This window comes from Bradyrhizobium sp. CSA207 (assembly GCF_029051685.1).
In the GTDB taxonomy this organism is placed as follows: Bacteria; Pseudomonadota; Alphaproteobacteria; order Rhizobiales; family Xanthobacteraceae; genus Bradyrhizobium.
Genome location: NZ_JAACFT010000014.1, coordinates 21,053 through 36,117, shown reverse-complemented (window position 1 = coordinate 36,117; position 15,065 = coordinate 21,053). Strand labels below are relative to the sequence as shown.

Sequence of the window (15,065 nt, the reverse complement as noted above, 5' to 3'; positions counted from 1 at the left end):
CGTCGTGTGAACACAATGGGCCTCTGCCTGGAGCGCCAGTCAACAATGTCGATTGTGATCAGGTAGGGCCTGGAACGTATCTCCGCCGCTTGAACGGTGGCTATGGCCCCGACCTTGGCGGTCGGGGCCCAAACCTCAGGCCGTGTAGTCGAGCGACTTGAAGCTGAGATGCTTCACACCCTCGGGCGCATCCGCGAGCTTACGGATGCTCGCCCACGTCTGCTTGTAATTCGGGATGATGAATTCGTTCACGCCGGGTGAGACGACGTTCCCTTGCACGCCGTTTGCTTGGGCGAAGACCATGAACGTCTGTTTTGGCTTGGCTGTCGGCGTCGGATAGACCATGGCCTGGGTCGAGCCGTTGTCGTTGTAAACTTCGACGAGATCACCCTGCTTAAGCCGCAGCTCGTCCATGTCTTGCGGATTCATCTGGAGGTAGGGATACGGCGTCCGATCGGTCACAAACTCGTTGTCCTGGTCGAGGTAGGAACTCTGCCAGGTGATGTTGGCCCGGCCATTGTTGATCAGGAACGGGAATTTCTTCATCTCGGCTTCTTTGCCGGGCGCCTGCAGGCCGCGCCACTGCGTCTCCATAAATTTGGCCTTCCCGTCCTTGCTATTGAACTTGCCGTCGGCATAGAGCCGCTTGGTGCCGAGGATCCGCTCGGCGCCGCCCGACGCCGGCGACACCGCCCCTGATGTTGGGGCCCCCTTTTTCTGGACAGGCTCCTTTCCGCGGGCGCCTTCGATGGCCGGTCCCTTTAAAACCTCTCCCGTCGTTGTGCCGGTCGACGTGCCGGCGGCGACAGGGCCGGTGGTCTCGAGCCCGACCGCGGGCTCCTGGAAGCCGTTCGTCCCCATGACGCGCAACCGGGCATAGGTGACGAACTCGCCGCCCTTCTCATGCTGGTGATAGCCGTCCATGAAGGCGTCTTCTTCGGTCTTCCAGTCGAAGCCCTTGAAGCGGTCGGCAACCTCGGGCTTGCCCTGTTCGCGCAGCACCCGCTCCATGTGATTGGCGATGCGCGCGGCGATCAGGCAATCGGGCATCGCCTGCCCGGGCGGATCCATGTACTTCTCGGTCAGGCGCATGCGGCGTTCGCCGTTCATCGAGGTGAGGTTCGCCTCCCCCGAGGTCGCAGCCGGCAGCCAAACGTGGCAGGCCTCGCCGATCTTGGTCGGGACGATGTCGACGTCGACCGCAAACAGTCCGCCTTTCTTGATGGCATCGGCGATCGCGTTGATCATCGCAGGCCGATCGCCATAGGGCGCGGTCATCATGGCGTCCTTCACCATGTCGGTGCGCTTCTTGTAGGCCTGCTTGAACTTGAATGCGTTCAGCGTGGTCTTGTAGTGGTCGCATCCCCAGATGTGATGGACACCGCCCTTGCCTTCGATCAGAAGTTGGTCGACGTACGCGGCGGGCCGTCCCACATGCGCATCGGACGGCCGTGAGTAGCCTTCCTGGTGTCCGCCCATGCGGACGCAACCGCCGCCGGGCCGACCAATATTGCCCGTTGCAAGCGCGACATTCACCAGGGCGCCGTTGGTGCGGTAGTTGTCGTTGCCCCAAATCAGGCCCTTTTCGTAGGCGAACATCGCTCGACGACGTGCATTGCCCGCTTTTGGCTGCGCGATCCATTCAGCGGATTTGCTAATTTGATCGGCAGTAAGACCCGTGATCTTCGCTGCGTCTTCCAAGCTGAGTTTGTTGGCGGCCTTCATCTGATCGAAATTGGTCGTCGAGGCGTCAACGTACGCTTTGTCGACCCAGCCCTTGTCCGCAATGCGCGTCATCCACGCATTGAACAACGCGAGATCCGTGCCGGGATTGATCGCCAGATGCATGACGTTCTCTTTGCCGGCTTCGACCTCGCAGGCGTTGACCGTTACCGTTCGACGCGGGTCGACAATGATGACCTTGGCGCGCTCCACCGGTTCGGAGCCGAACTCGGCCTTCTTCTTGTCGAGCGAAGTTCCGCGCAGGTTGGGGACCCAATGATTCAGGAAGTAATTGGTCTGGGTCTCGAGCGCGTTGGTACCCACTGCAATGATTGTGTCGGCGAGCTCGGCATCCTCGTAGCAGTTGTTGAGCTCGCCCACACCCATGTCCCGCGTGGCGTGGACTTCCGAGTTGTACGCCGGGCGATTGTGAATCCGGATATTCTTCACCTTCATGGCGCCGAAGTAGAGCTTGCCGGTGCCCCAGGTGTTTTCGTAGCCGCCGCCGGCGCCGCCATGGTCGAAGGCCGAGACGAACACGCCATCTTCGCCCATGTCGTTCATCACCGCGACCGTCACTTGTGCGACGAGGTCGAGCGCATCGTCCCAGCTCGTCGGCTGCATCTGCCCATAGCGCCAGACCATGGGGTCCGTGAGGCGCTGCAGTTGCGTATTGCGCTGCTGCGAGTAGCTCATCTCCGCCATGCGGGCGCCGCGGACCGACCCCAGGCCCGAATTCACGACGCAGTCCTTGTCGGGCTTGATGACGATGTGCACATCCTGGCCGTTCTGGCGAACGATGTTGTACATCGACGGCGAATACCAGGCCGCGGTCTCCGCACCCTGCTGCTTGCTCAGATCCACACCGAACTTATTCTGATTGGGCGCCGTACCGCCCTGTGTGCTGGCGGACCAGGTATAGGCCTTGTAGCCGCAGCCGACGATGCAGTAGTGGCAGGTTACGTTGGATTCCTTGGCGTCCGCGGGGATGATCGGGAGCCGATCGATTTGACGCTTGTAGGCCACGGTCGTTCCTCCGCCTTAGAGCACGTTGGAAAGGCGGCCGTAGAGCAACTCATCCACGCCTTCGGCGTAGATGTCGCCCTTGTCGTCGACACGGAGCACGTACTGAGGGAGATTTTGTGTCGCCTGACCCCAGATCTGCTGGCCGCCCGCCTCGCAGTCGAAGCGGGAATAATGGCCGGGACAATTCATGGTCCGGTCACCCGCGCCGTAATTGAGGGTGAAGCCCTTGTGCGGGCAGATCGTCGTGAACCCGACGATATCGCTTTCGGCTCCTACCCCGCCTGGCACTAGCTTACCGAGCTTCAAAAGCACGCCAGGAGCATTTGCGTCCGGATAGGAGACGTTCAGCGGCTCGTTGAGCTTGAGATCCCGAACGTTGGCCAGACGATTGACGGGGTAGTCTACCCTTGCGGCTCCCGTCGCAGCCTGAGCCGGAATAGGTGTGATTGAGGTGACGGCAACTCCGGCAGCGGCAAGACCCGCCCCGCTCATGAAACGGCGGCGGCCGACGTCGACCATGCGATCGCAGCGCGACATGGCAAATGCTCCTCGGGTTCGCCAGTACGCCTACTGGCGGGTGTTTCCTCGAGATCGGACCGATACGCCTACCGGCCGGAGCGCTCGTTATTGTCGCACGCCCTTCACATCCGGGGGCTACGATCTGTCGAGACGTCTCGACACATTTAATAATGGAAATGTTCTGGCTTGTCACCTTCCTCGTGGGGTAAACATGACGCACCTAGATGACTCGCGCGGAGACTACGGAATGCGGAAATCGATGCTGGCCGTTGCCAGCCACGCCAGCACCCGGCCAGTCCAAGGAGAGTTGTCCGAGCCGCACGCGATTTCAACTCTTGCCGCACTTGCTCAGCCCACGCGCCTAGCGATCTTCAGGCTGCTCATCAAGCATGAGCCGGTCGGCATCACCGCCGGCGTGATCGCCGACACCATTGGCGCGCCGCACAACACGCTTTCCTCCCACCTGGCCATCCTGGTCCGGGCAGGCCTGCTCCGCAGCACCCGCGAAGGGCGGACCATCATCTATAGCACGAACGTTGAGGGAATGCGGGCGCTGATAGGGTTTCTGGTCAGCGAGTGCTGCGATGGACATCCGGAGCTGTGCAATTTGGTCGCGGCCGACGCCGCGGCGTGTTGCGGGCCGGCGCCGGCCAAGACGCGGCCGGCGAAGAAGGCCGTCAAGCGCAAGGGCTGATCGCATGACGTGGACGCTCTGGGGACTGGCGGTCCAGACGGTCGCGGGCTTCTTCGGTGCCCATGCGGCCGCGAGTGCGGCCCACGAACATCGCTTCGGCTTCATCGGCCACAGCCTCACCGGCCTCGTCGGCGGCGCCCTGAGCGGCGCGTTCCTGCAGGAGGCCGCCGTCACCATCGTGACGGGCAGCGGCAGCCAGAATCCGTCAACGGTAGCGGAATTCGTGGTCATCCAGGTGCTCACCGGCGCCGTGGCGGGCGCGATCCTCACGCTGGCGATCGGCTTCCTGATAGCGGCGCGCTCGGGCGGAACGCCGAAATCCTGAAATCTGATCGGGTCACCGAGCTTCGGCACCACAGATCGCGACCTCGCCGCCCACATCCGCGGAGTATAACCGCTTGTGTCTCGATCAGGCCGGCGCATCATCGATGCATAGGCTCGAAGTCGCGAGAACACATACTCGGCGCGACAGTTCACGCAGCGCCATAGCGCGCGGAAGCAGCAAAATTACTGGTCAGGATCGACATGTTGTCCGCGGCAATGGAGAAGGATTTCGACGTGTAGCGCCGACAGTGAGTGAGATTTCTTTGAGGTTGGTTGCCGGGAGGCGCATCCACCGATACCGACATTCGCTGGCCGTGGCCGTCTGACGAGGGCGAGTCCTGCGTCCCGAACGCAGTGAGCATCTTCTAAGTTATTGATCTTTCTCAGGGCGACGGTCGTTCCCATCCCGTTTTGTTCACGCTCGTTTCACCCAATTCGTTGCGTTGCGGAGTTCTGAGAGAGAACGGCCGTCACTATCTTGGAGGCTCACGTTCTCTATGTCAGCGGATCCAACGAAAGAGATGATAACTGGCGCTCAAGACCTGTCCGATGATGACCAGCTAAGGCCGCGTACGGCGAAAATGCCCCCTGTACGTTAAGGAAATTCCGACAGAGCCGGTGATTAAGAGTCCCATCTCAAGTGCAAATTCCGCGCGATCCCCCACGAGCAGCAATCTCCTAGGGACGTTTCGGTTGTCGACGCCGCGAGTGCCCGTGGGAGTTATTTGCGGGCCGCCAACGTTTTACATGCCGCAGCCTTGCCAATTCCGAATCCCCTGCCCTGCGCTAACCGCCCGGAAACGAGCGCGCGCAGAAAGATTCGTCCCGACCGGAGCGATTTAAATGCTGACAACAAAGGAGAGGCGGCCGGCGATCGGGCGGTGCGCAAATGAGCGAATCCTTCTTCACAGTCGCCCAGGTTGGCCGGCCGTCTTCACTAACCGCCTTGGCATCATCAATTGCGTCGACCAAGTAAACCGCGGCGCAAAAGCATAGCGTCTCCCCTCAACGAGGCTTTCGTCTGCGAGACCCTTGCACAGCGCGGTCACTCTCTTCAACATCAGTGCCTTCCTTACTATGTGCAAGAAGCCTGATCGGCGGCGCCGATGGTGAAGAACTCCCTACGCCGCATTGGATCCCTCTTTATGTGACCGTCTTTATGTGACCGATTTCCGTCCCTATTGTTTCGGCAGCAGCTTCACGCCCGGCGCCGGCTCCTTGTAGTCCGCCGCCGACTTGCCTTCTTGGGGAATCTCGATCCAGCGATGCGTACCACCGCCCTCGCATTCCTGCACCACGGGGAAGTAGAGCATGCGCCCGGGCACGAGATCATCGGTCAGATAGACGGAAATGACGAACTCCTCGTAATAGTCGTCCGGCACGACACCTCCTTGACGCCCTCGGTGACGTTGTTGTGATACATCGCATAGGGCTTGTAGTAGGCGCCTTTGACGAGGTCGATCTGCCAGCCGGCTTTCGGCATTGGCTCGACGCCGACGACGCCAACCGGAATTTGGACGCGGACCTTCAGGGTCGGCGAGTTGCCGCAACCATGCGGAACGCGAAACGTGGCGCGGTAGCCGGCCCCGATCGGAGCCTCCGTCTGTCCGAGCGTCACATGCGCCTGCGCCGCCGCGGTGAAGCCAAGCAGGGCCGAGATTGCGATCAGAGCGCTTCGCATTTGGGGCGAGCCTTTTCTGGTGATGAGCCTGTAGGTGATTGGCGAAGTCATCTTTTATTCCTTCCTACATCCTGTAGCGCACGCCGCCGTAGATCGCGCGGCCGGTGCCGGGATTGAACAGCCCCATGGTCGGGTCGGCCCTTCCGACCGTGACCGTGCTGGAGATGTAGCGGGTGTCGAGCAGGTTGCGCGCCTTGATGTAGCCGGACCAGCCCGTGCCCTTGTCGTAACCGACCTTGAAGTTCAGAAGGGCGTACGGATCCACCGTGAGCGTATTGGCGTTGTCGGCGAAGAATGCCTGCGGCATCCATTCCACATTTGGCCCGATATAGAAGCCATTCGCATTCCTGTAGAGAATTTCGGCACGGAGATAATGCGGCGGCGCGCCCGGCAGGCGGTTATTGCCCCACTTGGCATCATTGTCGAAGCGGAATTCGCTGTAGGTGTATGTCACATTAACTGCGGAATTCTCGCAGTGGCGGAAACGCCCAAGCCCGCGCTCCCCCTTCGAACTCCTGACTTTTCCAAAATCGCCAGATCGGTGCGGCCGCTTGGCCGTCGTCGATGACGTTGTCGACTATTGGCGGGCGGTTGCGCTCGAGTTGGAGAGTATCCGATGTTTCGTTTTCATGCCTTGGGAGGCGTGAGCGTCCTTGCGCTTCTCGCCATCCCCGAAATCGCCCATGCCCAATCTACACAACTGCCCAGCGTGACGGTGCGGGCCCCGGACCAAACCCGTCCGGTCACAGCGACTGTCGCCGGAAACAGGTCAGGCGCCAAGCGCGTCAAACGCGCAAGCGCGGAGCCGGCGGAGCCAACCGCGGCGGTCAAGCCACTCGCAAACGCTCTCGGAACTTATAATCCCGCACTTGATTTGCCGGATCTCAGACTCCCCTCGGGAACCACTGTGACGACCGCGGGCCCCGTTGACGGCTATCGGGCATTGTCGGCGAGACGAATCAGGGTGTCTCCCTGCGGGGTCGGGCTGGGGGCTACGCTGAAGCCCCGTCGGCGGGTCTTCCCCCTCACGGGCCGCCATCCCTGACGCAACGCTCGAGCTGGCAGCGGCTCATGCAGGTCGTTTCAGGACGCTACGCGTTCAGGTGCACAGTCGGTCGCGTCCGCAGGGCCTGTTGTTTACCTGCGACGCAATGCGCTTCGTACACATCGACCAATAATCCTGGTCGACTTCGAGGCGAGCCGTGACCCATTGTTCGCTCATCTCGATGAGAGTGGCACAGGCTTCTCGATGCAAAATGTGCGATCCCGCAAATCCACGCTTCCGGGAAAGGACCACCCCGCTCTCGAATGGGCTTTCCTTGGTTCCGGCGCGGCCTTCTACGATCAACCCGCAAGGGGTTCGCTACGCAAGCGTGCGACCTCTTCGGCTTCGCCTCTCGAGGTGACCGCGGCCGCCCCCGAACACATCGGCGCCTGTCGAGCGGGGATGGTCCCCGCCTCAACACGGGAGCCTTTCGATGTCGCACAATCTCACCCTCGCCCAGAACCACGCCTTCGACCTGGCCCGCACGCTCATGGTGCCCGTCATCCTCTTCCAGGTCGATGACGAATTCGGCGTCATGGTCTCCAGCGAATACGACGGTGAGCACGACGCCATCGTTCACGAATACGATCCTTGGTCCCCGGCTCATTGAGCCGGGTGACCGGCTGCCGCTGGCGCCAGGCCGCCTGCAAGGGAAGCTTCGCCGCGGGTGCGATCCGGTGATTGACGACCTGTCACCGCGCCCTTGCATCCGGCCGGCTTCGCGGCCGGTCGAGGGTGTCCCGCAAAGGGTCGGAACAAGCAAAACAACCAAAGGAAAGGGTCGGGCCTCGCCTGGGCGAGCCCCGGCGTAGGCATATGGACAAAAGAGAAATCGAAGTGCTGCGCGAACAGGTCGGCTGTTCGGCGCTGCTCGAGCAGCACGGGTGGAAGGTCGACATCAAGGAGAGCACCCGCCGGGCGATCAAGTATCGCCGTAACGAGGGGATCGTCATCGTCATCCACGATGGTCGCGGCTGGTTCGATCCGCTCTCGACGGCGAAGGGGGACGTGTTTTCGCTCGCCCAACATCTGGGTGCCGTTGGATTCGCTGACGCGTGTGATCGCGTTTCCGGCGTCGTCGGCTTTGTGCCCAGCGCGCCCGCCTGGCGGCCTATCGCAAAGCCAAAACCCCTTGCCTCGATTGCGCAGCGTTGGCGCCATCGCACCGAACCTCGGCCCGGCTCCGCGACCTGGCGCTACCTGGCGATCGACCGGCATATCCCCGAAGGGATCATCGCCGCCGCCGTTACCGGAGGACGGCTCCGCGAGGGGTCGCAAGGCAGCATGTGGGCGGCGCACAGCGACTCGGTCGGCATCATCACTGGCTGGGAGGAGCGTGGCCGGAACTGGCGCGGGTTTGCGACGGGCGGTGCGAAGGAGCTGTTCCGCCTGGGCGCTGCCGATGGCGTGCGCATCTGTGTGACGGAAGCGGCGGTCGATGCGATGAGCCTTGCCGCTCTCGAACAGTTACGTGATGACACGCTGTATCTCAGCACCGGCGGAGGATGGGCGACGGCAACCGAGACGGCGATCCGTGCTTTGGCCGGGCGCGCCAATGCGGTCATTGTCGCCGCGACCGATAACAATCGGCAGGGCGAAATCTACGCCCGTCGGATTCGGGAGATCGCGGACGAGGCCGGCTCTCGTTTCCTGCGGTCGCAGCCGCGCACCGACGATTGGAACGAAGACCTCAGCGCCGCCCGAATCGGGGGTGGACACGAAGGCACGGCATGGTCCCGTGCTGTATGTCGTCCGCGCGAAGGCGAACGAATATGAGGAATGAGAAAAAGCGAGGATCGCTGCCGCATGCCCGGCCGGCGCGTCAAGGGTGAAGCTTCGCCCGCGTGCCGCGGCCCTTGACCCGCCGGACCGGAGAGGCGGCTGCCGAGGAGGTGTGACGAAGGACTGGAGTGATGAGGAGATCAGGCGGATCGCTCGCGCTTCAGCCCGGTCAGGCTGAAAAGGAGCCGCCGATGCACACCTTACTGACCATCCGCAAAGTCTTCGAAGGCGTCGCCACGCGCCACGAGATGTACCGTATGTTCCACCGCCATCGCGGCGATCCGGCAATGGCCGAAGGTGACGCCCCGCATCTCTTTGCGGGCGAGTGGTTCGAGATCGCAGAATGCGATCATGATTATATGCTCGAGATCCTGCCGCCGCTATGGATGCGCGCCGACATGTTCGCGATGCGCGAATTCATGACCCGCGGCGTCACCAGCATCTTCTTCGCGCTCACCATCGACGGCAGGCTCCGCTGGTTCCACGGCTATTGCGACTTATCGGCCCCGGGTTCGCCGGAGCGGATGAAGGCAGAGATCATCGAGCGCGAATCGCGGCCGGTCCGCGCCATGACTCGCGACGAGCGGCTTGAGCACATCTGGTCGAGCACGCATGACGACTATCGCGGCTATGCCGGCGAGTGCTGGCCCGCGCCCATGCGCGGTCGCCGCACCGTGCTCGTCTACGCGGGCCAGCGCGGCACCGTCCTGAAGCTTCTCGACGACCTCACGGAGGCGGAGATCGCGGCCAAGCTGCCGGTGCACCTGCGCCATCTGCCGGAGACGGTCGCGGCCTAGCCTGACCCTTCCCTTCCCGCCCTGCGAACAGCCCGGCCACGCGCCGGGCTTCGCATTTCCGCACCGGCCCTGGCGCCGGCTCTCCGTCGATCCCGCAAGCGCCCATGCCGTCCGTCGCAGCTGGCGGCGGCGGACGGCTGCACGCGCGCAGCAGAAGGACCTTTCCAAATGGCGCATGACGATCCTTTCACCCTCGATCTCTTCGACAACACCGCCCTTTCGTCGGACCTCGGCCTTGGCGTTACCGCGTTGGGCCTCGATTCCAGCGGCGTCGACGATCATGATGACGATCCGCCGCCGTCGGCGCCGGCCCCAGTAGGGCCGGCCGTCACGTCGGCGCAGCCCTCCCCGGCCGGCTCGCGCAAGCGCGGCGACAATTTCTACCTTGCCGATGCGCGCGGCCTCGCAAGGAACTGGAAGCAGCGCGCCCGCGACAATGTCGCGGCGGTCCGGCTCGCCGCGCAGATCGCGGCCGAGCAGCGGGCCGCGACTCTCGACGAGCAGCGGCGACTGATCCGTTTCACCGGCTTCGGGGCGTCGGAGCTTGCCAATGGCATCTTCCGCCGCCCTGGCGAAACCGAGTTCGCGAAGGGCTGGGACGCGATTGGGGCCGATCTGCAGGAGGCAGTTGACGATGCTGACTACGCCTCGCTCGCGCGCTGCACCCAGTACGCCCATTTCACGCCGGAGTTCATCGTGCGGGCGATCTGGGCGGCATTGCTGCGGCTTGGCTGGCGCGGCGGACGTGTGCTCGAGCCCGGGATCGGCACCGGCCTGTTTCCGGCACTGATGCCCGAACCGCTACGCCATGTCTCGCACGTCACGGGCGTCGAGCTCGATCCCGTCACCGCGCGCATCGCCGGGCTGCTGCAGCCGCGGGCGCGGATCGTCACCGGCGATTTCGCGCGCGCCGATCTACTGGCGAGGTTCGACCTTGCGATCGGCAATCCGCCCTTCTCCGATCGCACCGTCCGCTCGGATCGTGCGTTGCGCTCGCAAGGCCTGCGCCTGCACGATTATTTCATCGTCAAGGCAATCAAGCTGCTGAAGCCGGGCGGGCTTGCCGCCTTCGTCACTTCCCACGGCACGATGGACAAGGCGGATGGCTCCGCGCGCGAACTGATCGCTGAGCATGCCGATCTCCTCAGTGCGATCCGCTTGCCGGAAGGCAGCTTCCGCGCCGATGCCGGAACCGACGTCGTGGTCGACATCCTGTTCTTCCGCCGGCGCAAGCACGGCGAGCCGGAAGGCAACCTGTCCTGGCTCGAGCTCGAGGAGGTGCGCCCGGCGACCGAGGACGAAGGCGCCATTCGCGTCAACCGCTGGTTTGCGCGCCATCCCGGGCTGGTGCTCGGCGCGCACGCGCTGACCTCCGGTCCGTTCGGAGAGACCTACACCTGTGTTTCCAAGGCCGGCGAGGACCTCGCGCCCATGCTGGCCGAGGCGATCACCCTTCTTCCGGACGGCCTCTATGACGGCGAACCGGAGCCCATCGACCCTGACGGCGAGGACGAGGCCGTGCCGGCGAAGTCGGATCGCGCCGCGAGCCTCTCGGCGCGCGAGGGCAGCTATCTCCTCGATCACCGGCTTGGCCTGATGCAGATCCTCGACGGGGAGCCGGTCGCTGTTGCGGTGCGCAAGGGCCGCAGCGCCGACGGCATTCCGGAAAAGCATGCCCGGATCATCCAGAAGCTGATCCCGATCCGCGATGCGGTGCGCGAGGTGCTGAAATGCCAGGAGCTTGATCGGCCGTGGAAGGATGCGCAGGTCCGCTTACGCATCGCCTGGTCGAATTTCGTCCGCGCCTTCGGCCCGATCAACACGACCGTCGTCTCGACGACGGAAGACCCGGAAACCAGCGAGGTCCGCGAGACCCACCGTCGGCCGAACCTCCAGCCCTTTCTCGATGATCCCGATTGCTGGCTCGTCGCGTCGATCGAGGACTACGACCTCGAATCCGACACGGCGAGGCCGGGTCCGATCTTCACCGAGCGGGTGATCGCCCCGCCGGCGCCGCCGATCATCACCAGCGCCGCTGACGCGCTGGCCGTCGTGCTCAACGAGCGCGGCCATGTCGATCCCGATCACATCGCCGAGCTCGTGCATCGCGATGCGGTCGACGTGATCGCCGAACTCGGCAGCGCCATCTTCCGCGATCCGGCCGATGGGTCGTGGCAGACCGCCGACGCCTATCTCTCAGGCGCGGTCCGATCGAAGCTCGCGGCGGCGGAGGCCGCGGCCGCGCTCGACCCCGAATATGAGCGCAATGTGGCGGCCCTGCGGGAGGTGCAACCCGCCGATCTCCGTCCCTCCGACATCACCGCGCGGCTCGGTGCACCGTGGATTCCCGCCGCCGATATCATCGCTTTCGTCAAGGAGACGATAGGCGCGGAGATCAAGATCCACCACGTGCCGGAACTGGCATCGTGGACCGTGGAAGCCCGCCAGCTCGGCTGGATGGCCGCCGGCACCTCCGAATGGGGCACCGAGCGGCGGCACGCCGGACAGCTTCTCTCCGATGCGCTTAATTCCTCGGTGCCCCAAATCTTCGACACCATCAAGGACGGCGATAGCGAGCGTCGCGTCCTCAACGTCGTCGCTACCGAGGCGGCGAAGGAGAAGTTGCACAAGATCAAGACCGCTTTCCAGAACTGGATCTGGTCCGATCCTGACCGGACCGATCGCCTGGCGCGGGTCTACAACGACCGCTTCAACAATATCGTGCCGCGCGCCTTCGACGGCTCGCATCTGAAGTTGCCGGGCGCCTCGGGCGCATTCGTCCTTTACGGACATCAGAAGCGCGGCATCTGGCGCATCATCGCCTCGGGCGCGACCTATCTCGCCCACGCCGTCGGTGCCGGCAAGACGATGACCATGGCCGCTGCCATCATGGAGCAGCGCCGGCTCGGCTTGATCGCCAAGGCGATGCTCGTCGTTCCCGGCCACTGCCTGGCGCAGGCGGCGCGCGAGTTCCTGGCGCTCTATCCGGGCGCGCGAATCCTGGTCGCCGACGAGACCAACTTTACCAAGGACAAGCGGCATCGCTTCCTGTCGCGCGCCGCGACCGCGACGTGGGATGCGATCATCATCACCCATTCCGCGTTCCGCTTCATCGGCGTGCCGTCCGCGTTCGAGCAGCAGATGATCCAGGACGAGCTCGAACTCTACGAGCAACTGTTGACCAAGGTCGAGAGCGACGACCGCGTCTCGCGCAAGCGGCTTGAGCGGCTGAAGGAGGGATTGAAGGAACGGCTCGAAGCGCTCGCCACACGCAAGGACGACCTCCTGACCATCTCGGAGATCGGCGTCGATCAGATCATCGTCGACGAGGCGCAGGAGTTCCGCAAGCTGTCCTTCGCCACCAACATGTCGACGCTGAAGGGCGTCGATCCCAACGGCTCGCAGCGCGCCTGGGACCTCTACGTAAAGTCCCGCTTCATCGCGACAAAGAACCCCGGCCGGGCGCTGGTGCTCGCCTCCGGCACGCCGATCACCAACACGCTCGGCGAGATGTTCTCGGTGCAGCGCTATCTCGGCTACGCGGCGCTTCTGGATCGCGGGCTGCACGAGTTCGACGCCTGGGCCTCGACCTTCGGCGACGTCTCGACCGAGCTCGAGCTTCAGCCGTCCGGCAAGTACAAGCCGGTCACACGCTTCGCGACCTTCGTCAACGTCCCCGAGCTGATCGCCATGTTCCGGTCCTTCGCCGACGTGGTGATGCCGGAGGACCTGCGGCAGCACGTGACAGTCCCGGCGATCTCGACGGGTAAGCGGCAGATCCTGACCGCAAGGCCAACCCCGGCCTTCAGGCGCTACCAGTCCCTGCTCGACGCGCGGATCAAGGCCATCGAGATGCGCGATCGGCCGCCCGAGCCGGGCGACGACATCCTGCTTTCCGTCATCACCGATGGCCGCCATGCGGCAATCGATTTGCGTCTGGTCGATCCAGGTAGCGCGAACGAGCCGGACAACAAGCTGAACCTGCTGGTCGCCAACGCCTTCCGCATCTGGAAGGAGACATCGGAAAACAGCTACGTGCGGGCCGACGGCAAGCCCTACGAGCTGCCGGGCGCCGCGCAGATGATCTTCTCCGATCTAGGCACCATCAGCGTGGAGAAGACACGCGGCTTCTCGGCCTATCGCTGGATCAGAGACGAGCTTGTCCGCATGGGCGTGCCGGCGTCCGAGATCGCCTTCATGCAGGACTTTAGGAAGTCTGAGGCCAAGCAGCGCCTGTTCGGCGACGTGCGCGCCGGCAAGGTCCGCTTCCTGATCGGCTCGTCCGACACGATGGGAACTGGCGTCAACGCGCAGCTTCGGCTCAAGGCGCTCCACCATCTCGACGTGCCGTGGCTGCCGTCGCAGATCGCGCAGCGCGAGGGCCGGATCGAGCGCCAGGGCAATCAGCACGATGTCATCGACATCTTTGCCTATGCCACGGAGGGTTCGCTCGACGCGAGCATGTGGCAGAATAACGAACGCAAGGCCCGCTTCATCGCCGCGGCGCTCTCCGGCGACACGTCGATCCGCCGTCTCGAGGACCTCGGCGAAGGTCAGGCCAACCAGTTCGCGATGGCCAAGGCGATCGCCAGCGGCGACCAGCGCCTGATGCAGAAGGCCGGGCTTGAGGCCGACATCGCCCGGCTCGAACGTCTGCGCGCCGCGCATGTCGACGATCAGCATGCCGTCCGCCGGCAAGTCCGTGACGCGGAGCGCGAGATCGAGTTCTGCACGCAGCGCATCGTAGATGTCGGCAAGGATATTGAACGCCGCGTTGCGACGGCCGCTGACGCCTTCGCCGCGAGCGTGGCCGGCAAGCGCTATGTCGAGCGCAAGGAGGCCGGCCGCGCGCTGATGAAGGAAATCCTGACCCTCGTGCAGCTGCAGCAGGAGGGCGAGACCATCATCGCCACGATCGGCGGCTTCGACCTCGCATATTCCGGCGAACGCTTCGGCGGCGACGGTTACCGCTACACCACCGTGCTGCTACGCACCGGCGCGGGAGCCGAGATCGAGCTGCCCGTCACGGTCACGCCGCTCGGCGCGATCTCGCGACTGGAGCACGGGTTGGAAAATTTCGAGGGCGAGATCGAGCGCTATCGCCAGCGTCTCGCCGACGCCTGCCGCAGGCTCGCCTCGTATCAGGCGCGCGAGGACGGCGACTTCGCCTTCGCCGCCGAGCTTACCGAGAAGCGCCGGCAGTTGGCGGAGGTGGAGAAGGCCCTTGCGAGCGATGTGGAGGGGAGTGGGGAGAACGCCATCGCGGCGTGACGAGGAAGGAAAGAAAGCCCGCTCGCAGATCGGTCAGGCCGGCAACGCTGACGCTCAACCGCGGCCTGCGCGATCCCGGCCCGTCGTCCTTCGCAGGGCTTAAGAGCCCTGCTTGTCCGGCCGGACAGGGATGCTCGGCCGCTGTTGTGCCGGCCCGGCCGCTCCGCGGGCCGGGGGATGTCTTCGGAAAGAAGACGGAAAAGG

General features: G+C 64.0%; 9 protein-coding genes and 1 pseudogene. 6 read left to right on the top strand and 4 right to left on the bottom strand.

The window, feature by feature from the left end:
- Positions 1-135: 135 nt before the first annotated feature.
- Positions 136-2,748, bottom strand: a complete 2,613-nt coding sequence (locus tag GWG65_RS17275; protein WP_275196757.1) for an arsenate reductase (azurin) large subunit — start codon at positions 2,746-2,748, stop codon at positions 136-138.
- Positions 2,749-2,763: 15 nt separating this feature from the next.
- Positions 2,764-3,285, bottom strand: coding sequence for an arsenate reductase (azurin) small subunit (locus GWG65_RS17270; protein ID WP_275196756.1), 522 nt, complete (start codon positions 3,283-3,285; stop codon positions 2,764-2,766).
- A 229-nt stretch (positions 3,286-3,514) separates the two neighbouring features.
- Here GWG65_RS17270 and GWG65_RS17265 point away from each other — a divergent pair, with 229 nt between their 5' ends.
- The gene (locus tag GWG65_RS17265; protein ID WP_275196755.1) at positions 3,515-3,961 is read left to right on the top strand and encodes a metalloregulator ArsR/SmtB family transcription factor; all 447 of its coding nucleotides are present in this window, start codon (positions 3,515-3,517) and stop codon (positions 3,959-3,961) included.
- 4 nt (positions 3,962-3,965) lie between these two features.
- A complete protein-coding gene (locus tag GWG65_RS17260; RefSeq protein WP_275196754.1) occupies positions 3,966-4,286 on the top strand; it encodes a hypothetical protein in 321 nt (106 codons plus the stop codon).
- 1,177 nt (positions 4,287-5,463) lie between these two features.
- On the opposite strand, the pseudogene GWG65_RS17255 reads toward GWG65_RS17260, so the two are convergent.
- A pseudogene (locus tag GWG65_RS17255) lies at positions 5,464-5,966 on the bottom strand (DUF1775 domain-containing protein).
- 64 nt (positions 5,967-6,030) lie between these two features.
- On the bottom strand, positions 6,031-6,420 hold the full coding sequence (locus GWG65_RS17250) for a TonB-dependent receptor (protein WP_275196753.1): 390 nt from the start codon (positions 6,418-6,420) through the stop codon (positions 6,031-6,033).
- A gap of 1,024 nt (positions 6,421-7,444) precedes the next feature.
- On the opposite strand from GWG65_RS17250, the gene GWG65_RS17245 reads away from it, so the two are divergent.
- From GWG65_RS17245 to GWG65_RS17230, 4 genes are all read left to right on the top strand, one after another.
- The gene (locus GWG65_RS17245) at positions 7,445-7,621 is read left to right on the top strand and encodes a hypothetical protein (RefSeq protein ID WP_275196752.1); all 177 of its coding nucleotides are present in this window, start codon (positions 7,445-7,447) and stop codon (positions 7,619-7,621) included.
- A gap of 206 nt (positions 7,622-7,827) precedes the next feature.
- On the top strand, positions 7,828-8,787 hold the full coding sequence (locus tag GWG65_RS17240) for a DUF3991 and toprim domain-containing protein (RefSeq protein WP_275196751.1): 960 nt from the start codon (positions 7,828-7,830) through the stop codon (positions 8,785-8,787).
- Positions 8,788-8,984: 197 nt separating this feature from the next.
- Complete coding sequence (locus GWG65_RS17235; protein WP_275196750.1) at positions 8,985-9,590, top strand: DUF1419 domain-containing protein; 606 nt, start codon at positions 8,985-8,987, stop codon at positions 9,588-9,590.
- Positions 9,591-9,758: 168 nt separating this feature from the next.
- Positions 9,759-14,861 (top strand): N-6 DNA methylase, encoded by a 5,103-nt coding sequence (locus tag GWG65_RS17230; protein ID WP_275196749.1) that lies wholly within the window; start codon positions 9,759-9,761, stop codon positions 14,859-14,861.
- The last annotated feature ends 204 nt before the right edge of the window (positions 14,862-15,065 follow it).

Coding starts and splice junctions, on each gene's coding strand:
- GWG65_RS17230 (WP_275196749.1), top strand. CDS start 9,759: ATGGCGCATGACGATCCTTTCACCCTCGATCTCTTCGACAACACCGCC.
- GWG65_RS17245 (WP_275196752.1), top strand. CDS start 7,445: ATGTCGCACAATCTCACCCTCGCCCAGAACCACGCCTTCGACCTGGCC.
- GWG65_RS17265 (WP_275196755.1), top strand. CDS start 3,515: ATGCGGAAATCGATGCTGGCCGTTGCCAGCCACGCCAGCACCCGGCCA.
- GWG65_RS17260 (WP_275196754.1), top strand. CDS start 3,966: ATGACGTGGACGCTCTGGGGACTGGCGGTCCAGACGGTCGCGGGCTTC.
- GWG65_RS17240 (WP_275196751.1), top strand. CDS start 7,828: ATGGACAAAAGAGAAATCGAAGTGCTGCGCGAACAGGTCGGCTGTTCG.
- GWG65_RS17270 (WP_275196756.1), bottom strand. CDS start 3,285: ATGTCGCGCTGCGATCGCATGGTCGACGTCGGCCGCCGCCGTTTCATG.
- GWG65_RS17235 (WP_275196750.1), top strand. CDS start 8,985: ATGCACACCTTACTGACCATCCGCAAAGTCTTCGAAGGCGTCGCCACG.